General features: G+C 62.0%; 27 protein-coding genes. 14 read left to right on the plus strand and 13 right to left on the minus strand.

Going from position 1 to position 24,249, the window contains the following annotated elements; all coding sequences use genetic code 11:
- Positions 1 to 29: 29 nt before the first annotated feature.
- On the minus strand, positions 30 to 887 hold the full coding sequence (locus AAHK20_RS26715) for an oxidoreductase (protein WP_449184485.1): 858 nt from the start codon (positions 885 to 887) through the stop codon (positions 30 to 32).
- A gap of 119 nt (positions 888 to 1,006) precedes the next feature.
- Between AAHK20_RS26715 and AAHK20_RS26720 the strand changes: the two genes are divergently transcribed.
- From AAHK20_RS26720 to AAHK20_RS26730, 3 genes are read left to right on the plus strand one after another with little or no spacing between them, the layout of a single operon-like run.
- On the plus strand, positions 1,007 to 1,939 hold the full coding sequence (locus AAHK20_RS26720) for a LysR family transcriptional regulator (protein ID WP_449184486.1): 933 nt from the start codon (positions 1,007 to 1,009) through the stop codon (positions 1,937 to 1,939).
- 52 nt (positions 1,940 to 1,991) lie between these two features.
- Complete coding sequence (locus AAHK20_RS26725; protein ID WP_449184487.1) at positions 1,992 to 2,771, plus strand: DeoR/GlpR family DNA-binding transcription regulator; 780 nt, start codon at positions 1,992 to 1,994, stop codon at positions 2,769 to 2,771.
- 57 nt (positions 2,772 to 2,828) lie between these two features.
- Positions 2,829 to 3,974, plus strand: a complete 1,146-nt coding sequence (locus AAHK20_RS26730) for an MFS transporter (protein ID WP_449184488.1) — start codon at positions 2,829 to 2,831, stop codon at positions 3,972 to 3,974.
- On the opposite strand, the gene AAHK20_RS26735 is transcribed toward AAHK20_RS26730, so the two are convergent.
- Both AAHK20_RS26735 and AAHK20_RS26740 read right to left on the minus strand, forming a co-directional pair.
- Positions 3,975 to 4,586, minus strand: a complete 612-nt coding sequence (locus AAHK20_RS26735) for a glutathione S-transferase family protein (RefSeq protein WP_449184489.1) — start codon at positions 4,584 to 4,586, stop codon at positions 3,975 to 3,977.
- 33 nt (positions 4,587 to 4,619) lie between these two features.
- A complete protein-coding gene (locus AAHK20_RS26740; RefSeq protein WP_449184490.1) occupies positions 4,620 to 5,360 on the minus strand; it encodes an SDR family NAD(P)-dependent oxidoreductase in 741 nt (246 codons plus the stop codon).
- 146 nt (positions 5,361 to 5,506) lie between these two features.
- Here AAHK20_RS26740 and AAHK20_RS26745 point away from each other — a divergent pair, with 146 nt between their 5' ends.
- On the plus strand, positions 5,507 to 6,430 hold the full coding sequence (locus tag AAHK20_RS26745; RefSeq protein WP_449184492.1) for a LysR family transcriptional regulator: 924 nt from the start codon (positions 5,507 to 5,509) through the stop codon (positions 6,428 to 6,430).
- Here AAHK20_RS26745 and AAHK20_RS26750 read toward each other — a convergent pair.
- A complete protein-coding gene (locus AAHK20_RS26750; protein WP_449184493.1) occupies positions 6,425 to 7,324 on the minus strand; it encodes a LysR family transcriptional regulator in 900 nt (299 codons plus the stop codon). The genes AAHK20_RS26745 and AAHK20_RS26750 overlap by 6 nt on opposite strands.
- Before the next feature lie 174 nt (positions 7,325 to 7,498).
- Here AAHK20_RS26750 and AAHK20_RS26755 point away from each other — a divergent pair, with 174 nt between their 5' ends.
- From AAHK20_RS26755 to AAHK20_RS26780, 6 genes are all read left to right on the plus strand, one after another.
- Positions 7,499 to 8,398 (plus strand): alpha/beta fold hydrolase, encoded by a 900-nt coding sequence (locus AAHK20_RS26755; protein ID WP_449184494.1) that lies wholly within the window; start codon positions 7,499 to 7,501, stop codon positions 8,396 to 8,398.
- A gap of 37 nt (positions 8,399 to 8,435) precedes the next feature.
- On the plus strand, positions 8,436 to 9,176 hold the full coding sequence (locus AAHK20_RS26760; protein WP_449184495.1) for an SDR family NAD(P)-dependent oxidoreductase: 741 nt from the start codon (positions 8,436 to 8,438) through the stop codon (positions 9,174 to 9,176).
- 88 nt (positions 9,177 to 9,264) lie between these two features.
- Positions 9,265 to 10,014: an SDR family NAD(P)-dependent oxidoreductase gene (locus tag AAHK20_RS26765; protein WP_449184496.1), complete on the plus strand. Its 750-nt coding sequence runs from the start codon at positions 9,265 to 9,267 to the stop codon at positions 10,012 to 10,014.
- A 12-nt stretch (positions 10,015 to 10,026) separates the two neighbouring features.
- Positions 10,027 to 10,347 (plus strand): NIPSNAP family protein, encoded by a 321-nt coding sequence (locus tag AAHK20_RS26770; RefSeq protein ID WP_449184497.1) that lies wholly within the window; start codon positions 10,027 to 10,029, stop codon positions 10,345 to 10,347.
- Positions 10,348 to 10,412: 65 nt separating this feature from the next.
- Positions 10,413 to 11,159, plus strand: coding sequence for an SDR family NAD(P)-dependent oxidoreductase (locus tag AAHK20_RS26775; protein WP_449184498.1), 747 nt, complete (start codon positions 10,413 to 10,415; stop codon positions 11,157 to 11,159).
- A gap of 36 nt (positions 11,160 to 11,195) precedes the next feature.
- Positions 11,196 to 12,308 (plus strand): NADH:flavin oxidoreductase/NADH oxidase, encoded by a 1,113-nt coding sequence (locus tag AAHK20_RS26780; protein WP_449184499.1) that lies wholly within the window; start codon positions 11,196 to 11,198, stop codon positions 12,306 to 12,308.
- A gap of 56 nt (positions 12,309 to 12,364) precedes the next feature.
- On the opposite strand, the gene AAHK20_RS26785 is transcribed toward AAHK20_RS26780, so the two are convergent.
- A complete protein-coding gene (locus AAHK20_RS26785) occupies positions 12,365 to 13,336 on the minus strand; it encodes a quinone oxidoreductase family protein (RefSeq protein ID WP_449184500.1) in 972 nt (323 codons plus the stop codon).
- 103 nt (positions 13,337 to 13,439) lie between these two features.
- Between AAHK20_RS26785 and AAHK20_RS26790 the strand changes: the two genes are divergently transcribed.
- Positions 13,440 to 14,033 (plus strand): TetR/AcrR family transcriptional regulator, encoded by a 594-nt coding sequence (locus tag AAHK20_RS26790; RefSeq protein ID WP_449184501.1) that lies wholly within the window; start codon positions 13,440 to 13,442, stop codon positions 14,031 to 14,033.
- A gap of 111 nt (positions 14,034 to 14,144) precedes the next feature.
- Here the strand turns inward: AAHK20_RS26790 and AAHK20_RS26795 are convergent, their stop codons facing one another.
- Together AAHK20_RS26795 and AAHK20_RS26800 are read right to left on the minus strand one after the other, a co-directional pair.
- Positions 14,145 to 14,633 (minus strand): MaoC family dehydratase, encoded by a 489-nt coding sequence (locus AAHK20_RS26795; RefSeq protein WP_449184502.1) that lies wholly within the window; start codon positions 14,631 to 14,633, stop codon positions 14,145 to 14,147.
- Between the two features lie 208 nt (positions 14,634 to 14,841).
- Complete coding sequence (locus AAHK20_RS26800; protein ID WP_449184503.1) at positions 14,842 to 15,480, minus strand: FMN-binding negative transcriptional regulator; 639 nt, start codon at positions 15,478 to 15,480, stop codon at positions 14,842 to 14,844.
- Between the two features lie 123 nt (positions 15,481 to 15,603).
- Here AAHK20_RS26800 and pdxR point away from each other — a divergent pair, with 123 nt between their 5' ends.
- Positions 15,604 to 17,148 carry a MocR-like pyridoxine biosynthesis transcription factor PdxR gene (gene pdxR / locus AAHK20_RS26805; RefSeq protein WP_449184504.1) on the plus strand — a complete coding sequence of 515 codons (1,545 nt, stop codon included), beginning with the start codon at positions 15,604 to 15,606 and terminating at the stop codon, positions 17,146 to 17,148.
- A 78-nt stretch (positions 17,149 to 17,226) separates the two neighbouring features.
- On the opposite strand, the gene AAHK20_RS26810 is transcribed toward pdxR, so the two are convergent.
- The 3 genes from AAHK20_RS26810 to AAHK20_RS26820 all read right to left on the minus strand — a co-directional run bounded on the left by AAHK20_RS26810 (position 17,227) and on the right by AAHK20_RS26820 (position 19,718).
- Positions 17,227 to 17,802, minus strand: a complete 576-nt coding sequence (locus tag AAHK20_RS26810) for a VOC family protein (RefSeq protein WP_449184505.1) — start codon at positions 17,800 to 17,802, stop codon at positions 17,227 to 17,229.
- A gap of 317 nt (positions 17,803 to 18,119) precedes the next feature.
- Entirely contained in the window at positions 18,120 to 18,668 is a 549-nt protein-coding gene (locus tag AAHK20_RS26815; protein WP_449184506.1) for a carboxymuconolactone decarboxylase family protein, read from the minus strand.
- Between the two features lie 195 nt (positions 18,669 to 18,863).
- Positions 18,864 to 19,718 carry an oxidoreductase gene (locus AAHK20_RS26820; protein ID WP_449184507.1) on the minus strand — a complete coding sequence of 285 codons (855 nt, stop codon included), beginning with the start codon at positions 19,716 to 19,718 and terminating at the stop codon, positions 18,864 to 18,866.
- A 131-nt stretch (positions 19,719 to 19,849) separates the two neighbouring features.
- Here AAHK20_RS26820 and AAHK20_RS26825 point away from each other — a divergent pair, with 131 nt between their 5' ends.
- Positions 19,850 to 20,761 (plus strand): LysR family transcriptional regulator, encoded by a 912-nt coding sequence (locus tag AAHK20_RS26825; RefSeq protein WP_449184508.1) that lies wholly within the window; start codon positions 19,850 to 19,852, stop codon positions 20,759 to 20,761.
- A 22-nt stretch (positions 20,762 to 20,783) separates the two neighbouring features.
- Here AAHK20_RS26825 and AAHK20_RS26830 read toward each other — a convergent pair whose 3' ends face one another.
- Positions 20,784 to 21,671, minus strand: coding sequence for a LysR substrate-binding domain-containing protein (locus AAHK20_RS26830; RefSeq protein ID WP_449184509.1), 888 nt, complete (start codon positions 21,669 to 21,671; stop codon positions 20,784 to 20,786).
- A gap of 141 nt (positions 21,672 to 21,812) precedes the next feature.
- On the opposite strand from AAHK20_RS26830, the gene AAHK20_RS26835 reads away from it, so the two are divergent.
- A complete protein-coding gene (locus tag AAHK20_RS26835) occupies positions 21,813 to 22,472 on the plus strand; it encodes a hypothetical protein (protein ID WP_449184510.1) in 660 nt (219 codons plus the stop codon).
- Between the two features lie 176 nt (positions 22,473 to 22,648).
- Here the strand turns inward: AAHK20_RS26835 and AAHK20_RS26840 are convergent, their stop codons facing one another.
- Both AAHK20_RS26840 and AAHK20_RS26845 read right to left on the minus strand, forming a co-directional pair.
- Positions 22,649 to 23,407 (minus strand): SDR family oxidoreductase, encoded by a 759-nt coding sequence (locus AAHK20_RS26840; protein WP_449184511.1) that lies wholly within the window; start codon positions 23,405 to 23,407, stop codon positions 22,649 to 22,651.
- A gap of 44 nt (positions 23,408 to 23,451) precedes the next feature.
- The gene (locus AAHK20_RS26845) at positions 23,452 to 24,213 is read right to left on the minus strand and encodes an SDR family oxidoreductase (protein ID WP_449184512.1); all 762 of its coding nucleotides are present in this window, start codon (positions 24,211 to 24,213) and stop codon (positions 23,452 to 23,454) included.
- Between the last annotated feature and the right edge of the window lie 36 nt (positions 24,214 to 24,249).

Genomic DNA, 24,249 nt, shown 5'->3' on the forward strand with positions numbered 1-24,249 from the left:
AACCAAAGACGCGCCGCCGCTTTCGTCACTCAGGCGGCGAAGTCGGTCGACGTCGAAAGCGCCTTCCACGTTTCCGTTTCCTCCGTCACGTAAGCGTTTTTCGCAGCGATCGCAGCCAGGGTGTCCGTGCCAAGCGGAAGGCGCAACGGCGGGTTCGACGCGTCGACCAGCGTAATCATCGCGGCCGCGAGCTTCGTCGGGTCGCCAGGCTGGTTGTGATTCATTTGCACGGCCTTGCGGCGAACCGTACCGGAGGTTTCGTCGTAGTCGTCGATCACGTCCGGCGCAACGACCAGCGACGACGCATCCAGAAAGTCCGTGCGAAAGTACCCTGGCTCGACCACTGTCGCGTGAACGCCCAGCGGTTTCAACTCGGCATACAGCGCTTCCGTAATGCCTTCGACGGCGAACTTCGTCGACGAGTACACGCCAAATCCCGCTGCGGCCCGATAGCCGCCAATCGATGAAATATTGATCACGTGGCCCGAGCGTTTCGCGCGCAGGGTCGGCAACACAGCACGCGTGACGTTCAGCAAGCCGAACACGTTCGTGTCGTACATGCGACGGACGTCCTTGTCGGCGGATTCTTCCACCGCACCCAGCAGACCAAAGCCGGCGTTGTTGACCAGCACGTCGACACGGCCGAATTTCTCAACCGCCGCCTGCACCGCCGCCTTTGCCTGGGCCTCGTTGGTCACGTCCAGCTCAACCGCCAGCAACGCAGCCGAGTCGCCAAGACGCTCGACGATGGCCCGGACATTACGTCCGGCGGCCACGACTGCGTTGCCGTCCGCGAGCGCCGCTTCGGCGATCAATGCGCCGATCCCTCGCGACGCGCCGGTGATGAACCATACGCGCTTGAAACCACCTTGTTGAAGGCTAGCCATGATGTCTCTCCTACGTGTGTGATGAAGTGATGCCATGGTAGGCGTGACGATTGACACGAACTAGCCGTAAATAACTAGAGTGATAATCAACTTTTATTTGCGAATCCAGGGCCCCGGAAATGAACGGAATTCGTGCCATCACCACTTTCGTACGCGCCGCGGCGCTCGGAAGCCTGCGCAGCGCGGCGGTCGATCAAGGTATTTCGCCGCAGGCCGCGAGCCATGCGGTGTCGCAATTGGAGAAGGAGTTGGGTGTGCGGCTCTTTCATCGGACCACGCGCAAGCTGAGCCTGACTGAGGAAGGCCAACGACTTCTCGACAGCGTGCAGCCGGCGCTCGCGACTCTGTCGTCCGCGCTCGACGAGGCGCGGCGCTCGAAAGAAGAAGTGGGCGGCATGCTGCGCGTAAGCGCGCCGCGCGCACTCGGGCTCCCGGTTCTGTGGCCGTACTTCGAGGAATTCCAGAGGCTCTATCAGAACGTGCAACTCGAAGTGCAATTCGACGATCAGTTCACCGATCTCGTGGCCGATCGCTCCGATGTGGGATTTCGCGGCGGACCGCCGCCATCGGGCGGCTCGATCGCACGCCGGCTGGTGCCGATTCAGCTGATCGTGTGCGCGTCGCCGGAATATATCGAGCGCAACGGCGCGCCGCAGACTATCGATCAACTGGCTCAGCATCGCTGCACGGGGTACCGGCGCGCCAACACGGGCAAGCTCGCGCAGTGGCAGTTCCGTATCGGCGATGAGATCGTCTATCGCGACGTGCCCGCCGCCATCTGCGTGAACGACACGGAAATGGAAACGCAGGCGGTGCTGTCGGGGCTCGGCATCGGGCAGTTGGGCAGCTTCAACGCAACGGCTCATATCAGAAGCGGCCGGCTCATTCCGTTACTGACGCAGCACGTCACGGAATACGGCATGGTCTACATCTACTACAAGCATCGAACCGAGCAGTCGCTGCGCGTGAAGACGTTCATTGACTTCATGGTCGGGCGTATGGACGGCAACCGAAACTTCTTCCTCGATCCGTCCGAGCTTCGCGCGGGGTAAATGCACGATTGTGCACGTTTACATTCTTGATTGTGCACGGTATGATGCGCCCATGAACGACAATGTCCCCCTCGCACGACGCGACGAGATTGCACATCGGCTCGCCAACGGCCAGCCGGTTGTAGCGGCTACGCTCGCCGTCGAATTCGATATTTCGGAAGACGCTATCCGCCGCGATCTCCGCGCACTCGCCGCCGCGGGACTGTGCCGCAGGGTCTACGGAGGCGCCTTGCCCATCACGCCCGCGTCCGCTCCCATGGCGGCTCGGATGGATGAGGCGCGTGAAAGGAAAGCGGCATTGGCTCGCGCAGCAGTGGCGCTGATCCAGCCAGGCGAGCTCCTGTTCTTGGACAGCGGCAGCACCAATCTCGCCCTCGTTGAAGTCCTGCCCGAAGACAGCGAACTCATCGTGGCCACCAACTCCATCGACATTGCCGCCGCCGTGCTTCGCCGCTCCGATCTGCAACTCATCATGATGGGTGGAGCGGTCGATCCGGCAGTCGGCGGGTGCGTCGATGCGAGTGCTGTGCAGAGCGTCTCGCAAATGAATATCGACCGATGCTTCATCGGTACGTGCGCCATCTCGTCAAAAGGCGGTATCAGCGCATTCAGTCTCGCCGACGCGACGTTCAAACGTGCGGTCCTTGCTGCCAGCGCGCGCAGCGCGGTTCTGGCGACGACTGACAAGTTCACCACCCGGGCAGCTCATCGGGTGACAGCCATCGGAACGATCGAATGCATCGTCGTCGAACACGATCTGCCGCGTGCGGAGCATGCGTCCCTGTCCAAGGCGGGTCCGAAGGTGCTGGTGGCCAAGCCTGCCGACCTATGACCTATAGGCGGGCGCCATATCGCCCCTGCCCCCCTGCAACCGGGAATATTGAGTGAAATGACTTCAGATCAACCGGCAGCCAGGCTTGCCACTCGTCTTGCATTCCTCGTGGCCGGATTCGGCGTCGCCTGCTGGGCACCGCTCGTGCCATTCGCCAAGCATCGGCTTGGCGCCAATGACGGCGTGCTCGGCATGCTGCTGCTTTGCATCGGCCTCGGCTCGGTGATTTCCATGCTATTCACGGGTGCGATCAGCGCGCGATATGGGAGCAAATCCGTCATCGCAATTGGAGGGATCGGACTGGCGGTCATCCTGCCGTTGCTGACCGTGGTCAGTACGCCGCTGACGCTGGCTATCGCCTTGCTTGCGTTCGGTGCGGCTCTTGGCTCACTCGACGTCGCCATGAATATCCACGCGATCGAAGTCGAACGCATGGAAGCACGCCATTTGATGTCGGGGTTTCACGCGTTATTCAGTGTCGGCGGATTTATCGGCTCCTCGTTGATGACGTTTCTACTTTCCATGCACATCGGAACGCTCGCGAGCACCGTGCTCTGTGCCGTCCTGATGTTTGCCGCCATCACGACTGCGCGACCGCGGTTGCTCGACACCGCCCAGGAAAATGACGCCCCTCTGTTCGTCATGCCGCGTGGTGTGGTCCTGTTGCTGGCCGCGCTCACCGCCATCACGTTTCTGGTCGAAGGCGCGCTGCTCGATTGGAGCGCCTTGCTCATTACCGGAAAAGGGCTAGTGGATGCCGCTCGCGGCGGCGTGGGCTATATGCTGTTCTCGATCGCGATGACCGTAGGCCGCTTGAGTGGCGACGCGATAACGGCGCGTCTGGGCGATCGCACTGTGATGTTCTGGGGCGGCGTTCTCGCGACGGTGGGTTTCGTCATCCTGTTGACGACGCCGGTTTTCGTGGTCGCGATGTCCGGCTTCCTGCTGGTCGGCATCGGTGCATCCAATGTCGTACCGGTGTTGTTCCGCAAAGCGGGCGCGCAACGCGCGATGCCGTCCGCACTCGCAGTCGCGGCGGTCACGATTACCGGCTATGCCGGTAATCTCGTGGGTCCGGCGGGTGTCGGCTTCGTCGCCAATCGAGTCGGATTACCCGGGGCATTCTGGGGATTGGCTGCGCTGCTCTGTCTCGTGCCTTGTTGCGCTCGCATGGTGACAACTCCGCGCAGCACTCAATCCTGATTAGAAGTGCGGAACAGTCGATGCGAAGGCGTCGATCTTCATTGCGCGCTCGGTCAGCGCCGCCAGGCGCGGAAAATTCTTCGCGGTGACGTGTTCGGGAAGGACAAACATGGACGCTGCCTGATAGCAGATGGCGGTCATGATATCGGCCTGGCCGAACGTGTCGTTCACGAGCCAGCCGTCTCCGGTCTCCTTTTCGAGCAAGGTCAACCCGATGATCGCCTGTTCGGCGAGGCCCTCGAACACCGATTGCAGTTGATGCTCTTTCGGGCGAAGGGTTTCGTCGTATAGCAAGCTGAGCTTCGGGTAGATGTTCATGCCAATTCCCACGAGCCGCAACGCCCTGAAACGCGCCGGGCCGGACGGTGGGATGAGCGCCTTCTCGGGCCCGGCCATCTCGTGCAACACGTCGATGATGGCGCTGCTATCGATCATGGTTTCGCCGTTATCGAAAACAAGCGCCGGCACTTTACCCATCGGGCTGTAGCGACGCACCTCGTCTTTATCGGTGTAGGCGTTGAGGTTGAGATGCTCGAATGGAATGCCGAGCAGTTTCATCGTGATCGCAGTCCGGCGCGTAAATCCGGAAAGCCAAGGGCCAACAAGCTTCATCATTTTCTCCATGTCACGGTTAGTGTCAGAGCATCAGAACGGTTCTTTGAACGGGCGGACATCCAACTCCTGCGTCCATGCAGAGGGATGCTGGAGATGGAGCTGCCAATAAGCCTCGGCGATCGCGTTGGTATTGAGCATGCCGTTCTCGCCGAGTTGGTCGAAGGCGCCAGGGAACAATGATCGCACCCGGTCGCCGTCGATCGCGCCATCGACGACGACGTGCGCAACATGAATACCCTGCGGTCCGAACTCGCGCGCCATGCTCTGCGAGATCATGCGCAGACCCGCCTTGCTCGCAGCGAAATGGGCAAAACCAGGCATGCCGCGCAGCGCCCCCGTGGCCCCGGTGAAGAAGACGGAACCGCGACCGAGCGGCACAAAACGCCGCGCCGCCTCACGGCCCACCAGAAAGCCGCCAAGCGTGTTCATCCGCCAGAAGTCCTCGAACGTCGAGGCATCCATCTGCCGAAAGTCGATCTTCAGGTTCTTGCCGGCGTTATAGGTGACCAGGTCGGCGGGAGCGCCATTCTCGTCGTGGGTCATTGCGGCGTCGAACAGCCCGATTACCTCATCTTCCCGCGTCGTGTCGATGGCATAGGCGGTCGCGCGGCCACCGTTTCGCCGGATCGTGGCAGCAACCTTCTCCACTTTCTCGAGCGAGCGTCCGGCGACCAGGACGTGGCGATTGTTGGCCGCGTAGCAACGGCTGATCGCCGCCCCAAGACCATCCTCGGCGCCGACACCCACAACTACAGCCTTGGCAAGCGACATAAAGCCCTCCTTTTCCTCGAGTTCGTCAACGATTGCGATGGATGAACAATACCGAGGGCGCGCAAAGGGATAAACCGCTGCTACGAGTCCACATTATTTCGCCTGTGAAACAATGCACGTCAGTGGAGAAAGCGAGGAGTCGGATCGTGGACAAGTTTCAGGCCATGCAGGCGTTCATTCGAGTGGTCGAGAGCGGAACCTTCACCAAAGCTGCGCAGATGCTCGATTTACCCAAGACGGCCGTCACCCGTCTGATCGCGTCGCTCGAAGTCGAGCTGGGAACGAAGCTGCTCAACCGGACGACGCGCAAGGTGTCGACGACAGCGGATGGCGCCGCGTACTACGAGCGCGCGCTGCAATTGATGAGCGATCTCGCGGAGCTCGAGGGCTCGATGTCGCGTGCGAAGAGCAGCCCTCGAGGACGCCTGCGTGTCGATTTGCCTGTGCCGTTGGGTCTATCCGTGATCCTTCCCGCGTTACCGGCATTCGTCGAGCGTTATCCGGACATCGAGTTCGAGTTTGGACTCAGCGACCGCCCGGTCGACCTCATTGCAGAGAACGTCGACTGCGTCGTGCGCGCGGGGGATATCTTCGATCAATCGCTCGTGGCGCGACAGATCGGCGACGTCAAGCAGATGCTGTGTGCGACGCCGGCATACTGGGACAAGCGCGGGCGGCCTTCGCATCCGTCGGACCTCGAGCAAGGCCATGTCGTCATCCGAACCATCGCTTCGCGAACCAACCGGCCCTTTCCGATTGTGGTAACGAAGGATCGTGAACGCGTGGAAGTGCAGAATCGGCGCGGACTCACCGCGAACGACATCATGGCGTGTCTGACCATGAGCCTGGCCGGGCTCGGTGTCGTACACGCGTTGACGTTTTCCGCCACACCCCACCTTCGAAGCGGCGCGCTCGAAGCCGTCCTGCACGACTGGGTATCGGATTCCGTTCCCGTTTTCGTCGCGTATCAGCCGAACCGGCACTTGAGCACGAAGGTTCGCGTGTTCATCGACTGGCTCGCCGAACTGTTCGCGAGCAATGAATCGACTGCGAAGAGCCAGCGCTCATGACGACTTCTTCGCGACGCGAGCGATCAGCTCATCCACTCTCGAAAGGAACAGCTTGAGAATCGGAGAGGTATTGGCCTGGCTGTAGCCGATGACCAGGTCGATCGTCGGCGCCTCGCCTTCGAGCGGACGACTGACGACCGACCAGGGCATCAGGCTCTCGACATAGGCCGGGATCAGCGCCAGGCCTCGCGTCGAGGCGACCAGCGACATGACCATCGCCGGGTTGTCCACACCCTGTGCCGGCGTGACCTGAACGCCTGAGCGGTCCAGATAGCCGTCGATCACCGCGCGCGCCACTCTAGCCTTGTTAGCCATCGCGATGAATGGTTCGCCAACGAGGTCTTGCGGACGGATTGCCGCGCGAGACGTCAGCGGATGGTCACTCGGCATGAGCACCACGATCGGTTCCCGGCCAACGACCCGGTAGCTGAGATCGAAGTCCGGTTCGGCTCGCAGGAATGCCAAATCCAGCTTGCCGCGCGCGAGTCCTTCGGCGAGGTCCGGCGAATAGTCGCTGGATACGGTGACATCGATGTTCGCTAACTCGCCGCACAGAATGTGCATGGCCTCGGGCAGCCACGTCATTTCCTGCCCGGTGAGGAAGCCGAGGGCGAAGCGCGGCTTCGTAGGTTGCGCTGCCCTGCGGGCCGCTTCGACTGCCGCTTCCACTTGGGTCAGCGCCAGCCGTGCGTGATCGAAGAACGCCTTGCCTGCCGGGGTCAGCTCCACACCGCGCGCGCTGCGACTCAGCAACTCGACCCCGACCTGATCCTCCAAGTCCCGAATCTGCCGGCTCAGTGACGGCTGCGACGTGTGCAGCCGCCGTTCGGCTGCCTCCGTCAAGCTGCCCGTCTCGGCAACGGCAATGAAATACCGCAGGTGTCGCAGTTCCATTCAGGTCCCATGCCTCCGAGGTATGCCATCCAGCCTACAAAGTCTTTTTCAATCTTGCCACAAGTGCCTAGATTTCCTCCTGTGGCGACGTGATGACTAGTGCTTCCAGCGCTCGAGCCGGTTGCGGGTCAGTCATCCTCATACGTCCCGGTTATACCTCACAGGAGCTTGAACATGACCGCCTATACCCATCAAACAGCTCCGACGCAGTATGTCGAAGCCAAAGGCATCCGCTTTGCCTATCGCCGCTTCGGCAAGCCGGGCGGCGTGCCGCTGGTATTCAACCAGCACTACACGGGGACCATGGACTACTGGGACCCAGCGGTGACCAACGGCCTCGCCAAGACCCGGGAGATCATTCTCTTCAACAACGCCGGCGTCGCTTCGAGCTCAGGCGTTGTTCCCACCAGCTTTCCGGAGATGGGCGCCAATGCGATCGTCTTCATCAAGGCGCTGGGTCTTTCCAAGGTCGACGTTCTGGGCTTTTCCATCGGCGGCATGGTCGCTCAGGAAATCGCCTTGCAGGGCGGCGATCTGGTACGTCGAGTGATCCTGGTCGGCACGGGTCCACGCGGTGCCGATATGGCGGCCAGCCAGTCGCAAGCGATCTTCTCCGGCACCTACGATCCGCCCGAGCACCTCTGGCTGTCCGTCCACTTCTCGCCCACCGCCTCCAGTCGCGCAGCGGGCCTGGCCTTTCTCGAGCGCAAGTGGGAGCGCAAGGATCGAGATCCGGAGATGAGCGCGGAAGGCATCGCCCACCAGGGCGAGGCCATCGGCAAGTACATGGCCCAACAAGAAGGCGTCCTCGATTACTTGAAGAGCATTCGCCAGCCCACCCTCGTCGTGCAGGGAAGCAATGACGTGATCATCCCGACGCACAACTCCTACGTTCTGCAGCAAAACCTGCCTAACGCCCAGTTGATCGTCTACCCGGACTCCAATCACGGCTCTTTCTATCAATACCCGGAGCTGTTCGTGGCCCAAGCCACCCAGTTCCTCGACGCGGCATTCGAGACGCCCGACGGCGCGGCCGAAAGCCTGCCTTTCCCTTCACAGCCGTCTTCCAACTGAGCTTCGACTCTCTCCCCAACTTGCGAGGACACATCTCATGGCAAACCTGACCAACAAGACAGCGCTCGTCACCGGCGCATCCCGTGGCATCGGCGCGGCCATCGCTAAGCGGCTCGCCGCCGACGGCGCCAGCGTGGCGATCACCTATACCAAGGGCGCCGATGCCGCCGCTCAAGTCGTGAAAGCGATCGAAGCCGCCGGCGGCAAGGCCGTCGCGATCCAGGCGAATGCGACCGACGCCAAGGCGGTCAACGCCGCGGTGGAGCAAACCGTCAAAACCTTCGGCCGGCTCGACATTCTGGTGAACAACGCAGGCACAGCGATCCCCAAACCCTTCGAAGAGGCCACCCTCGAAGAGATGGATCAGATGCTCGACCTCAACGTGCGCGGCGTATTCATCGCCACCCAAGCCGCACTCAAGCACCTGAAGGACGGAGGCCGCATCGTCAACATCGGCTCCTGCGTGGGCGAGCGGGCGACGACGCCAGGCCTGGCGGCCTACTCGGCGACCAAGGGCGCCGTGAAAATGTTCACGCAAGGCCTGTCGCGCGAAGTCGGGCCACGTGGCATCACGGTCAACAACGTCCAGCCCGGCCCCATCGATACCGACCTGAACCCCGCCGCAGGCGACTGGGCGGTACCGCAGATCGCCAATACGGCGCTAAAGCGGTACGGCCATGTCGATGAGATCGCCGCGCTCGTGGCCTTCGTCGCCGGCCCGGAGGCAAGCTACATCACGGGTGCCAACCTCACAGTCGATGGCGGCACCATCGCTTGAGAACCGCTTTGCTGCACATCCCAAGTACGAGCCGACAAAGCGTTGCAGAGCACCTGCAACCCTTAGTCGGCTCGTCAAGGAGAAGCCCATGGCTAACCAACCTGTTGTACTGATCACCGGCGCGCTTGCCGGCATCGGCCGCGCGACCGCCGTCGCCTTCGCCCGCGAGAAGGCAAACGTCGTCGTCTCCGGCCGCCGCATCGAAGAAGGACAGCAACTCGCCGAAGCGCTGCGTTCACTGGGCGCTCAAGCCGAGTTCCTGCAATCGGATGTGCGCTTCGAAGACGACGTGCGAAAGCTGATCGACGGCGTCGTCGCACGCTTCGGGCGCCTGGACGTGGCAGTGAACGCAGCCGGCACGGAGGGCAGCCCCGCTGTGCTGTGGGAACAAACGCCCGAGAGTTACGCAGCCGTGTTCGACACCAACGTGCTAGGCACGCTCCTAGCGATGAAACACGAACTGCGCGTCATGTCGGCGCAAGGCAGCGGCAGCATCGTGAACATCTCGTCGACGATGGGCGCGCGCGGCGCGGCGAATCTTTCCCTCTACACCGCCAGCAAGCACGCGGTGGAAGGACTCACCCGGTCAGCGGCCATCGAGGCCGCGGCGTTCGGGGTGCGCGTGAATGCCGTCGCACCGGGTCCTGTCGAGACCGAGATGCTGAACCGCCTCACCGACAACGCGGAACGCAAGGCGGCCTTTCTCGCGGCTTTGCCGCTCAAGCGGGCGGGCACTCCGGAAGAAATAGCGGACGCCATCCTCTTCGTCGCCTCGCCCAAGTCGAGCTTCATGACGGGCGAAGTCCTCAGAGTCAACGGGGGCAAGACCGCCTCCTAAGGAGGGTTTCAGATGCTTTACGAAATTCGCACTTATACGTTTAAGCCGCTGCACGGCGCCGATTGGCTGGCTCTGTACAAGAGCGAAGGCCTGCCGCTTCAGCAGGAGTTTCTCGGCGAACTGATCGGCTTCTTTACGACTGAGATCGGCGATATCAGCCAGATCGTGCACATCTGGGCCTATAAGAGTCTCGACGATCGACTAGAGCGTCGAGACCGGATGGCAGCGGATAGCCGCTGGCAGGAATTCGGCCGCAAAGTGAAAGCGCTCGACATTTTCCTCAGCATGGAGTCGCGCATCATGCGTCCGACAGATTTATCCCCTCTTAAGTAGTCTTTCTTGGCAAACGGATATTGAGCTCATGCCAAGCTGACGATCAACAGGAAGGAATCCGAATCATGTCCAATCTTTCGGGTAAAACCGCGCTGGTTACCGGCGCGTCACGCGGCATCGGACGCGCCAGCGCGCTCGCGCTGGCAAAGGCCGGCGCCCAAGTCCTTGTCCACTACGGCAGCGGAGAAAAGGAAGCGGCGGCGGTTGTCGCCGAAATCCGCGAAGCAGGCGGGAAAGCCGAGAAGATCGCAGCCGACCTGCGAGCACCGGACGGTCCGCACGCGCTGGCCGCGCACGTTCGCACCATCATCGGCGGCCGATTGGACATCCTCGTCGCCAACGCTGGCATCGCGAGAGTGGGCACGATCGAGGAGATCACGGTCGAGGACTTCGACGATCTCTTCGCGGTGAATGTGCGTGCGCCCTATTTCCTCGTGCAGCAGTTGCTTCCGGTCATGTGCAAGGGCAGCAGTGTCGTGCTGCTCTCCTCGCTCGCTGCACGCGCCTCCGTGGGAACGCTGGCCGCCTATGCGGCCACCAAAGGCGCCATCGACACCCTGGTCAAGCATTTCGCCTCAGCGCTGGGCGAACGCGGCATCCGGGTCAACGCCGTGGCGCCGGGCGTGGTTCCGACTGACATGTCCAGTTTCGCCAAGACCGACGCAGGGCGGGATTTCACCCTGAGCATCCAGGCGCTCAAGCGCATGGCCGAGCCGGACGACATCGGCGCCGCCGTCGCGTTCCTCGCTTCCGACGATGCTCGTTGGATCACTGGCGACACGTTGCACGTCGATGGCGGCTCGAAGCTGTGAGCCTTGCCGGCATTTCGCCCACTTTCAGGAAGAAATATGAGCACGCTATTTTCTCCGTTCACGCTGCGCGGCGTGACGCTCCCTAACCGCATCGTCGTATCGCCGATGTGCCAGTACGTGGCCATCGACGGCAAGGCGCATTCCTGGCACATGATTCACCTCGGCAGCATGGCGCTGTCCGGCGCGGGGATGCTGACCATCGAGGCAACCGCTGTGGAGGCCGACGGACGCATCACGCCCGGCGACCTCGGCCTCTGGGACGACGCCACCGAAGCCGCGCTGAAGCCCATCATCGAGGCGATTCGCCAGCACTCGAAAGTCGCCGTCACCCTGCAACTCGGCCACGCCGGACGCAAAGCGTCGAGTCACGTTCCCTGGGAAGGTGGGCAGTTGATCCCGGTAGCCGAAGGTGGATGGGTCACGCATGGGCCTTCCGCGTTGCCGCAGAAAGAAGGCGAAGCGGCGCCGGTCGCGCTCGATGCGGCTGGACTGGAACGCGTTCGCCATGCGTTCGCTGAATCGGCCAGACGGGCCCAGCGGCTTGGCGTCGACGGCATTGAACTGCACGCCGCGCATGGCTATCTGCTGCATCAATTCCTGTCACCCATCGCCAATCAGCGCGACGACAATTACGGTGGCTCACTGGAAAACCGCATGCGCTTTCCGCTCGAGGTGTTCGATATCGTCCGCGCGATTATCCCGGCGCACAAGCCTGTGGGCGTAAAGGTTTCGGCGACCGACTGGATCGAAGGCGGCTGGGACGTGGAGCAGACCATCGCGTTCGCCCGCAAGCTCAACCTGCGCGGCGTCGATTGGGTGACTGTCTCATCAGGCGGCATCTCGCCGCTGCAGAAAATCACCGTCGGTCCTGGCTATCAGGTGCCGTTCGCGCAGGCCATCAGGGAAGCCACGGGGGTCAACACGATGTCCGTCGGCCTGATCACCGATGCGGAGCACGCGGAGGCGGTGGTGGCGAACGGTCAGGCGGATCTCGTCGCGATTGCCCGCGGCATGCTGTACAACCCGCGTTGGGGCTGGCACGCGGCAGCCAAACTCGGCGCCCATGTCGACGCGCCGCCGCAATACTGGCGCGCGCCTCCTCATGAACACGCGTCGCTTTTCGGCGACGTCGCGCACGGCGCGCGCTAGTCATCGTGCTACTAGCGCACTACCGCGGGCTTAGTGGTTACCGGTTGATTTGTCGGTCACATCGCTAAAACGACTTTGCCAAACGGCCGATCCTCTATCAGGTGACGCAGAGCTTCGCCTGCTTCGGCAAGGGGGTAGACCCGTTCGACGATCGGCTTGACTGATCCGCTTACGATCAACGGGATGATGTCCCGCCACGCCGTGGTGATCGTGGCCGGCGACTGGGCGAACAGGGAGAAGCCAGCCATCCACGCGCGTTTCCAGATCAGGTCCGTGACATCGATCGTCGTTCTGCGGCCAGCCGAGTAGCCCAATGTGATCAAGACGCCACCGGGAGCCAGGCTGCTCAACGCCTCACTCGTCACGGCGCCGCCGATGCTCTCGATGACGATATCGACGCCCTTGCCGTCCGTCATCCGGTGAACGCCGTCGGCGAGACCTTCCGCGCTAAGGTCGACCACATGCTCGAAACCAAGCTCGCGCGCCCTGGCGGCTTTCGCCGCGCTGCCGGCCGTCGAAAGCACCTTGCCGGCGCCCTTCGCCCGCGCAAGTTGATAGGTCGCGTTGCCGACCGACCCGCCGATCCCGGGCGCCAGCACCGTCATGCCCGGCTTGAATCCGGCCAGCGTCAGCGTGATCTGTGCCGTCAGATAGGCCACTGGAAGGCTGGCCGCGAATACGTCGTCGATCGTGTCGGGCACGAGCGCCAGCTCATCGGGTCTCACCAGCAACCATTCTTGCCACGCGCCATGCTCACGAACACCGTAGGGTCCGGTGAACATCACACGGCTGCCCACCGCAAGTCCTGAATCGCCCGCATCCTCGATGACACCGGCCCCCTCGTTGCCGAGGACCAGCGGCGCCTTGGCTCGAGGGTGGCCGCCCGACAGGACGGTGTATTCGAGCGGCGTGACGCCGGCGGCCGTCACTCGAACCAGCACCCGGTCCTTCACCGGTTGCGGCTTGGATAATTCGATCTGCCGCAATCCGCCATAGCCCGACAAGGTTTCCGCTTCGATCACACGCATGGATAGAGTCCTATAAAGTGACAAACCTGTAAGTTACTTTTATACTAGGTACAGATCTGTTACTTTGTCAAACAGAAAATCCGAATAAAAGGAGTTGGCGGATATGAAAGCAGAAGCACGACCTCGGCGAGGAGCCCCGCGCAAGGGCGAAGCGAGCGCACGCGAGCGCATCCTCGCGACGGCAAGCGACCTGTTCTACCGCGAGGGCATCCGTGCCATCGGCATCGACACGGTCGTCGAGCAATCCGGGGTGTCGAAGACGAGCCTCTATCGCGTATTCGACTCCAAGGACGCTTTGATCTCCGCCTTCGCCGCCGAGAAAGATCAATCGTTCTGGGCGTGGTGGGATGGCGTCGAAGAGAAGCACGCTGAAGATCCGCGCGCTCTGTTGGACGCGCTGCTATCTGGAATCGCGAAACGGATTGCGCATCCGGCCTTTCGTGGCTGCCCCTTTCTTAACCTGGTGACGGAGTTTCCCGACGACGACCATCCTGGCCGGGTTATCGCTCGAAACAACAAGGAGGAATTGCGAGCGAGGCTCGCGACGATCGTTGCAAAGCTGGGTGTCAGTGATCCCAAGCGCACCGCGTCACAGATAGCGCTGCTCATCAACGGCGCATACGTCACCGGTTTGATAGCGGAATCGAAGGATCTGAAGCGCGACCTCATCGACGCTGCGACGAAATTATTGGCCTAGTCGAACGCGATCATTTGCCGGAAGCGGTTCTTACACATGCCGCGGCCGAGAGCCGATGAATCCGATGTCCAAATTCACCTCCATCCCGACGCGATTAGCCGCTTTGCGATGTCAACACGACAGCGGCTTGCGGCGCGGCACGACCATGTTCACGACATGCACCAGCACGGCCTCGTCGTCCTGGTTCAGCGTGGTCGTTCGGAGCTTGATCAGACCCTGCTCCGGACGAGACTTTGATGGCCGCACCTCGAGCACCTCGCACTCGACGCGCAACTCGTCACCGGGACGCACTGGCCGGGGCCAGCGGCACTCGTCGAGCCCAGCGCCGATGAAGCCGCCAGCCGGCCTGAGTTCGGTTTCGATCATCAACCGCATCGTCACGGCTGCGGTGTGCCAGCCGCTGGCGGCCAGTCCGCCGAAAATCGAGTCGCGCGCCGCCGCCTCATCGAGATGGAAGGGCTGCGGATCGAACTCGGCAGCGAACGCCAGGACCCGCTCCTTGTTGATGCGCAGCCGCCCTGATCCGAACGTCTGCCCCACTGCAAAATCTTCCAGATAGCGCTCGGAGCCTGACAGAGTCTCTGCTTCTCCCATTTGCATGGCCGCCCTTCATAAAGTGACTAACCTGTAAGTTTCTATATAGTAGAAACAGGTCTGTAACTTTGTCAAGCGAGAAATCGGATCGGGAGGAGCGTGCAGCCGCGCCTGTATGTTTCCAGCGCCGCTACGAGTTTGCACTTGTGTGCATATTCATCGGATTGGGTCTTCGTTTCGCAATTGCGGATGCTAAGAGCGTCTCGCGTAACCCCTACTCCAGTTTCCCCGCCGCTCGAGCGAGCATCGCGTCGGCAATCTGATGGTTTTCGCGCGCTTTGAGCGCTTCGCCCGCGCCCTGTATGTCCCTTGTTTCCTTGTTCTGGCTGAGCTTGGTTTTGCCGACCAGTCGCGTGATGTCGATCTGCAGGCCGACAATCGACTTGAGCAGGGTATCGATGTAGTCACTCGGGGCGTCGCCCATCTTCCAGGGCTTGGCTTCCGAAGCCTCGTGCGTACGAGTCAACCGGCCAACGAGGCCTCGCACAAACCGTTCGTCATCCTGAATGGTGATGCGTCCGTACGCGTGGACGACGATGTAGTTCCAGGTCGGCACCTGCTTGTGGAACTCGTGTTTGCTCGGGTACCAGGTTGGGGAGATGTAGGCATCGCCTGCCCGAAAGACCACGAGCACCTCGTCGCCGTTCGCGACGTCCTGCCATACCGGATTGGCCCGCGCGACATGCGCGCGCAGCACGCCCAGGTCGCCTTCACCCGATGCCAGCTCGAACGGAATGTGATTGGCGTCCAGTCCGCTTTTCCCATTTGTGATCAGCGTGCCGAATGGATATTCGGCAATGCGCGCGTGCAGGATCTCGGTGCGAGACTCATCGAAGTGGGCGGGTACGTACATGCTGGTTCCAAGAAGTGTTGAGGTGTTGAACGGTACTGTTTCGAACTTCCCCTGTACGCATTCTGGCGCAGAACTGGTTTATCCTGAAGAGCCAGTTTAGACCTTTTTTATTGGACCAGAATTATGGCGAGAACGGCCCGGGTCGCGGACATTCCCTCTCTCGGCACCTTGGACCGCGCGGCGGGCAGCCTGAGCCGCCAGCTGGCGCAGGCCTTGCGAGAGGCCGTGCGCCAAGGCGATATCGAGCCCGGCGATGCGCTGCCTTCCACGCGCTCGCTTGCGGCATCGTTGCAAATGGCGCGCGGCACGGTGGTCGACGCCTACGAGCAGTTGATCGCCGAGGGCTTTCTGGAATCGAAGGGAGGCGCAGGCACGCGCGTCGCACAAGCGCTGGCCGAACCACATCGCGCAAGCGCACTACGCGCAAGTGCCGCCGCCCGGCGGACAGCCCGATCCAGCTTGCCCGAGCCCGCCGCGGCGTTCGCGCAGATCGCGCGCGAGTTCAGGCCGCTGCCTCCGGCACCATTCGCGATTTCCGTACCGATGGGTTTGACGGCGCCCGCCGACATCTGGCGCCGGCTCGGCAACCGTCTGCGTGCCAAGGGACCCGGAGCGCCGGCCGGTTACACCGATCCGCTCGGCGCGCTGCCGCTACGTGAAGCGATTGCCGGCTATGTGCGCAAGTCGCGCTCGGTGCGCTGCGAACCCGATCAGGTCATCGTTACCAGCGGGACACAGCAGGGACTCTATCTCGCGCGCCAGGTGTTACTGGGTTCGCGCGATCAAGCCTGGGTAGAGAACCCGGCCTATCGTGGCATTACGGCCATCCTCGAGAGTACTGGGCATCGCGATGCGATGGTCCGCGTACCGGTCGACGCCGAAGGCATCGACGTCGAGGCCGGAATCCGTTTGGCGCCTCATGCCCGGGCTGCGTTTGTCACGCCGTCGCATCAATATCCGTTAGGGATGCCGATGAGCATGGCTCGGCGCAACGCGCTGCTGGCTTGGGCGCGTGTCAACCACGCGTGGGTCGTGGAAGACGACTACGACAGCGAACTACGCTACGAGGGCTATCCGTTTCCATCGCTGCAGGGATCGGCCCCGGATCGCGTGGTTTATCTCGGCACGTTCAGCAAGATCCTGTTTCCGTCGTTGCGGGCAGGCTATGTGATCGTCCCCGATGAGCTGGTCGATGCCTTCTGTGGTGCGCGGGTGCTGATGGACCGCCATCCGCCGAACGCCGACCAGCACGTGCTGGCGGCCTTCATGGCAGAGGGCCATCTGGAGCGCCACATCCGCAGAGTTCGAACCGTGTATGGCGAGCATCGAGCTCAGTTGATAGAAACGCTCGAAGCGCTGCTCCCCAAGGATTGGGCATGGCTGGAACCCGGCGATCAGGGCATGCACCTTGTGCTTTGGCTGACGGAGGGCGTGGACGACCGCACGGTGGTTGAATTAGCCGCCCGCGCTGGAGTGGCTGTGCGCGCCGTATCGCCGATGTTCGCGCCGGGAACAGGGCGGCCCGGCCTGGTGCTTGGATTCGGGGGATTCAGCAGTGCGCAAATGAAGGCGGCTGCGCAACGTCTTGCCGCGGTGATCGCTGAAGTGATGAATTCACGCAAACGAAAACGGCGCGCTATACGAAAGCCATCCGTCGTGAGTGGCTGAGATCGAAAGCAAGGCGGCCAACTTTAGCGGCCACCTTACTGACGCACCGAATGCCGCCGCGCATCCTCAACAACGCAATTAAACGATCTTTATGTCGGCGTCGAAACCGCGTGGGCCAGTGTGAGGACGTTTCTTCAGCTCCACTTCCGGCTCACCGGCACGGAGGCGGTGGGCCAGTTCCTCGGGGTCGACGTCTACACCGATCGGGTTCTCGGTAAACTCGGGCGAATAGAGGAACGCCATGGACTCCTCCACCGTGTCGAAATTTTCGACCTGGAGTTCAAGCTGATTGCCGTCCGGATCGCGGTAGTAGAAGGAAGTGGTCGGCCCGTGATTGGTGCACCAGACAGGCTCGATTCCGTGTTGCTTGGCGCGCTCATAGTTGGCGATAAGATCGGCCAGCGTGTCGTAAGTGAACGCGACATGGTGTACGCCCGCTACCCCCGCTTGCTGATCCTGAAGTCCCGGAAGGTTCAGCACCGCAATCCGGTGATGTTCCTCGTCGTAGGTGAGAAAGTTCAGGACTTCGTTGGAAAAAGCTGAATGCGCACAAAGCAGGGCTTTGTAGAAGTCGACGACCTCCTGATAGCGTGACGTGCGCACGACAAAATGCGCCAGCTTACTCGGGGGCGTTGGCGTTCTCGTTTCTTGCATCGTTATCTCCGTAAGCCGGCCGAACCGGCCGAACCGGCAGGTTGCAGTGGATCAATGAGCCGTGCCAGACCATCACGGCCTTGACCTTGCCACGAGGGTTACGACAAGGCCGATCAGACTTGAGCCGGATTGCATCAACAGAACACTTTGTCGGCGCCACTATTCCGCGCTTGCTTCACATTCATGCAGGCGAGCTTTCAGCGAAAAGCCCCTTCCCCAAGAAGGGAAAGAGGCTGAACAGCGCTCCAGAAACGGTTAGGCGAGGTCAATCAGTTTCCGGGTCTTCAAGCACGTCATACGGATTCAAGCCTGCCTTCTCACGCCTGCCAGGCGTACTGCTGGAACATCTCCTCGAGCGGCGGGTTGGCGACGCTGGCGGCATAGTTCGTCATGGTCGATGCGGCGACGACCAAAACCACTTCGAGCACCAGCACCTGGTCGAAACCTGCCGCCGTGAACGAAGCAACATCTTGATCGTCGAGGCGGCCACGCTTGTCGATCAGCGTGCGAGCGAGGTGTGAAAGCGCAGCGAGCTTGGGGTCCTGCGGCAAGCGGCGTGCGCGGATTGCCTGAACGTCCGCCTCGCTGAGACCTTCCTTAAGCGCAAGGAAGCTGTGAAAAGCGACCGGCCAGGCGCTGCCGTTTGTGACGGCGTTTGTCAGCAGCAAGGTCTGGACCTGTGCCTCCGTAAAGCTGCCACCGTGAGCTTGCTGGAATACACCGACCAGGCCATTGATCAGCTTCGGCGAGCCGGCAATCGCGCCGACGAGGTTGGGGAGCATGCCAAATGCCTCGAAGAGTCCCTTCAGTGCGGGCTTGGAAGCTTCCGGTGCGGACTCGAGCGTATAAACGGGAAAGTTAGCCATGATTCTTCCTCAAGAGAGTTAGCGCGTGTTTCAGGAGTGTTCACACGACAACCGAAGATTAGTGACGTGGCGTAACCCCGCCAATTACATCGCAGGTAATAGAAAGGCGTGAAGCGCATCGCCGAGTTGGACCTTTCCACGCTGAAGGTCAGAGCGCGGAATCGCGTGGCGCGCGCCTGCGCGCACGGTGCCGCTTCACGGGCTCCCGCTTTCCTGCAAATCAGTTCCCCGCGTCACGGGTTCCCATCTGTCGAGATCGCGCTCGAGATCCACCAGTTTTGCGCGCACCAGATCGAGCGCGTCGCCGCCGAGCACGAGATGCATGGGTGATTGATCCGATTCCAGTGCGGCGATGATCGCCTTTCCCGCCCGCACCGGGTCGCCGCGCTGCTTGCCGTGCCCGGCGAGCACACCATCGCGCGCTTTGCCGGCCGTCTGCTCATACGCAGGCAGACGCGCTTTCGACTGCTTCATCGATTCGCCACGGAAGTCGGTGCGGAACGCACCCGGCTCGACGATCGTCACGCCGATGCCCAACGGCGCCGTTTCCTTGGCGAGCGTCTCGGAGAGCCCTTCCACCGCGAACTTTGTCATGTGATAGAAGCCCACGCCCGGAAACGTGGTCAGGCCGCCAATCGAGCTCACGTTGACGATGTGTCCGCGGCCACGCTCCCGCATGCCGGGCAATGCCGCCTTGATCATGTTCCACGTGCCGTAGACGTTGGTTTCGAACATGGCTCTGACTTCGGCGTCATCGCCCTCCTCGATCGCGCCGAGATAGCCGTAGCCCGCGTTGTTGACGAGAACGTCCACCGCACCGAAGCGAGCCTGCGCAGCCGCGACGGCCGCCTCCGCCTCATCGGGCCGCGTGACGTCGAGCTGCACAGCGGCAACGCGCTCGCCATGCTCGCGGACGATCGCCGCGAGGCTCGACGGATCCCGAGCACCGACGACGACGCGATACCCCGCCTTCAGCACCTGTAGCGCCAACGCCCGTCCGAGTCCTTTCGAACATCCCGTGATGAGCCAGACTGCGTCCTTCGTAATCATGCTTTCATCTCCCGTTTCGTTCGTCCCTTGTCGTTCCGCGCATCGACGAGGGGCCAGGCGTTACGGCAACGCCTTGACCTTATGGTAGGGGCGACTATTCTTTCGATCATCCCGCACAATTCGCATGAGTCATGCAATCCAATCGAATGATCGCGCAACGAAGCCTCGACGATCTGTCCGCCTTCGCCCACGTTGCACGCACGCGCAGCTTCACGCGCGCGGCGGCCGATCTTGGCGTGTCGAACTCGATGCTGAGTTACACGATCAAGCGGCTCGAGCAGCGGCTCGGGATCGTGCTGCTGCGGCGCACGAGCCGCAGCGTGGCAACCACGGAAGCGGGCGAGCAGCTGTTGCAGAGGCTGGAGCCCGCGCTGAAGGCGATCGACGACACGTTGACCCGCCTGGGTCACGCACGCGACAGCGTGTCCGGTACGCTGCGCATCACCGCGACGCGACAGGCTTACGAGGCTGCGATCCGGCCGGTGCTGCCGCAATTCTGCTCGGCATACCCTGAGGCGACGGTCGAAGTGATCGTCGATTTCCGCTTTCGCGACATCATCACCGATGGCTTCGACGCAGGCATACGGCTAGGGGAAAAGCTGCAGCAGGACATGGTCGCATTGCGCGTCGGTCGGGAGCTGCGGATGGCCGTGGTAGCGTCGCCGGATTATCTGGCGCGGCATCCTGCGCCGAGCACCCCGGAAGACCTGTCGCAGCACCGCTGCATCAACTACCGGATGGAAACCGCTCAGACGCTCTATGCTTGGGAGTTCGAACAAAATGGCCGGGCGCTGAAAGTCGGCGTAGACGGGCCGCTGACCTTCAACGATCCGGACATGATGCTCGACGCCGCGACGGAGGGGCTCGGCGTTGCTTATGTGCTGGAGCATGAAGCGGCAGAGCTGCTGAAATCAGGCCGGTTGCTCAGACTGCTGGAGGATTGGACGGCGCCCTTCCCGGGGTTCTTTCTGTATTACCCGTCCCGCAAGCAGGTATCGCCAGTGTTATCGGCATTTCTGAAGCTCTTGCGCATGTCTTCGTGACCACGGTCCAGTCTGCGAATCGTCAACTTAACTCGCTGACCATCGCGGCAATGAAGCTTTTGAGTTTGGGCGTTTGACGACGATCCGGGTGATAGATCAAGTGAATTGGACGCGACGGGGTGTCGTAGTCCGGCAGCACCTTGATCAGGCGGCCAGAACGCAAGCCCTCGCGCGCGAGGTCCTCAGCGATAAAAGCGATGCCGAAACCTTCCAACGCCGCGGTAAGGAGCGCCTTGGCGTCATTTACCCGCAGGCGGTGTTTGGCACTCGCCTTATAGGTTTCTTCGCCACGCACAAAGTGCCAGTCGTTGGGGGTGGGTCCGGAACTGGACGCGTAGGCCAGGCACTCGTGAGTATCGAGATCGAGGGGTGTTGCAGGCACACCTCGTTCCCGAAGGTATTCAGGTGATGCACATGCAACAAGACGAAATGGCGCTAACTCGCGGGCCATCAAACTGGAGTCCGCCAGCGGACCGATACGAAATACCGCTTCGAACTGCTCCTCGACGAGGTCGACAAAGCGGTCGCTCAGCACAAGATCGACCTCTACTCCGGGATGCTGCTTCAGATAGCGTGTGATGACGGGCATCAGACTATAGGTCCCAAAGGACACGGGCGCATTGACCCGCAAGCGCCCGCGAGGCGCACCTTGCGCCTCGTCGGCAAGAGAGTCCGCCCAATCGACGTCGGCCAGAACCAGCTTGCAGCGATCGTAATAGACCTGGCCGAGTTCCGTGAGGCTCTGGCGACGCGTGGTTCGGTTGAGCAGCCGCGTACCAAGGCGTGTTTCCAGCCACGTTACGTGCTTGGCGATCATCTGAGGCGACAGACCCAGAACAGCGGCGGCCGCGGCGAAAGAGCCGGCCTCTGCCGTCTTGACAAAGGCAGTCATGCTGGCGAAACGGTCCATTCCACACTCCTGGTGTGCACACCCTATGTCTGAGCGATGTTTATGCGTGACCTTGTAGCGAATAGTATGCGGCCATGGGTCTACGGCTGCAGAGACGCCTTCCTCCCGAACTGCGGGCCAGGCAACCACACAAAGGTTTTTATGCTGGAACGTCGTCACTTTCTTGGAGTCGCGCTCGGCTCGATACTGGTCTCCAGTCTCGGGAACGCTCAAACGAAGGAAGGCGGGTCAGGCGGGCCGAACCGGCCGAACGTCGGCAACGGGCCGTCGCCGGGAACTTCTGCTGCTCAGCGGCTGAATGAGCTCGGGCCTGAAAATACGGGCATGGCCGCCTTCGCAGGCTTGTGGAACGTCACCGAAACCGTGTGGGACAAGCCGGGCGCCGATCCGGTCACGACCACCGGGCTCGTCGCTGAACGTCGCATGGTCGGGTCTTATCTGCAGGAATTCATCCGACCGGCGTCCGACGTGCATGGCCAAGACATTAAACGCATCGACTACCTGAGTTTCCAGCGCGTTGAAGGCCGGTGGAAGTATGTGTCGATCGAGATGCGAGCGCCGGTGGGCATCATGCCCGCCTACAGTTTCGACCGTGGTGACGAGGCAGCGGTGGTTCTGCTCCACGATTCCTTCGCAGTCACGGGCGGCGGTGCAGAAGTCGCCGGTCAGATGCTGCGGATGACGACGACGATCACGCGCGACGGCCCAAACCGCGATGTCAGGGACCAACACTTCATCCTCGCCGATGGCATGGGCACAGCCTGGCTCGCGCACCGTTACGCTTATACGCGCCGGTCTTGAGACCGATTTGCGTGGATCGCCACGCATGATGGATGTGTATAGACCGGGGACATGGTTGACACATTAGGTTGTGGTGCCCAGTCGGCGCAAATCAAGTGTCATGAGCCAGTGGTGGGCGAGATTCCGGTTTGTGGCCAGTCGCATTTCCTATAACGGAGGGCGATCAATGGACCCCATCACCACGGGATCGTTTCGTTTTCCCAGCGCGTGAACGTTCCTGTAGGACCGTCCGGGCCCAGCAGCGCGACACGCACCGCCTCGCGAGCCCCCGCCTCGACTGTCTCCGTGCCCGCATAGCCGTTGAGGTTCGTCTTGGTATAGCCAGGGGAAACGGCGTTGACTTTGATTCCCTCCGGCTCCAACTCGATCGCCATGGCGACTGTCAAAGCGTTGAGCGCCGTCTTGGACGCTGGGTACACGGGGCCGAAGATCGCACGGTAGGTGTAGGCCGGGTCCGAGTTCGTCGTTAGCGACCCGACGCCGCTCGACACGTTGACGATGCGGGCGCCGGGCGTGTCGCGCAGGATCGGCAGCATCGCTTGGTAAACAGCGAGAACGCCGAACACGTTGGTATCCCACACTGCGCGCATTTCATCGATGGACACGGTACTCGGGCGGGTCGTCTTCGCGTACTCCTCGATAGGCTGGCCGGGCAGCCTGCTCGTATTCGAAATGGCAGCGTTCTGGATGAGCACATCAAGGCGGCCAAACTCATTGCGCACGCGCTTCGCCGCGGCGGTGACCGAAGCCTGATCCGTCACATCGAGCTGAAGCGCGCGGGCGTCCGGCCCAACTTCGTTAGCGGCAGCCTCGCCGCGCTCGAAATTGCGCGACCCGACCAGCACCGTGAAGCCTTGCGCCACGAGATCCTTTGCGATCTGAAGACCGATTCCTTGATTCGCCCCGGTGACCAAGGCGACGGGTTTGTCCTGCATAGCAACCTCTTTGTGGTATTGCGCTGTAGCGCGCGGAAGTCATCTCACGCTCGTTCGGCAGGGCTCTCGGCCGCCCAGGCTTCGGCATCGGCGCCGGCCAGGATGCGCATCGGGGACGACGGGTCAGTCGCCGCGCGCCACACGGCTTCGGCGACGTCCTGTGCACGCGTGACCGGGGCAGACGCATCCGCCATCCTCGCCAAGACGCTCTTGGCGAGATCGGCATACGCCTCGTGATCGAAGCCATGAATATAGGTGCGCGCGTTCTCGCCGAAGCGGGTCTCGGGCGCGCGGCCCGGCAACACCAGACGCGCCCTCACGCCGAACGGCTCCAGCTCCAGCGCCATCGACTCGGTGAACGCGTTCACCGCCGCCTTGCTAGCGCGATACGCGGCGATCAAGGGCAGTGCCTTCAACGTCACGCTCGACGTGACGTTCACGACGACGCCTGCCCTGCGCTGCCGAAACTGAGGCAACACCGCTTGCGTCAACGCAATCGTGCCGAAGGTATTGGTCTCGAAGATCTCGCGCACCGTCGCAATCGGGACGAGTTCAGCCGGGGACGCCGCGCCGAAGCCCGCGTTGTTGACGAGCACATCGATCGGCCCTGCGGCCTCGACCGCCTGACGAATGCTCTCCGGATTCGTGACGTCGAGTGCCACTACGCGCAGGCGTTCCGAAGGCGGCAGCACGTCGGCTTGCGGCGTACGCATCGTGGCGACGACCTGCCAGTCGCGGGCGAGAAAGTAGCGGGCAATTTCGAGGCCGAATCCGGAAGAGCAGCCGGTGATCAGCACGGTTTTCATGGGAGGTCCTATGGGATGGTTTGCATATGCCCATAC

Source organism: Trinickia camelliae, assembly GCF_053525655.1.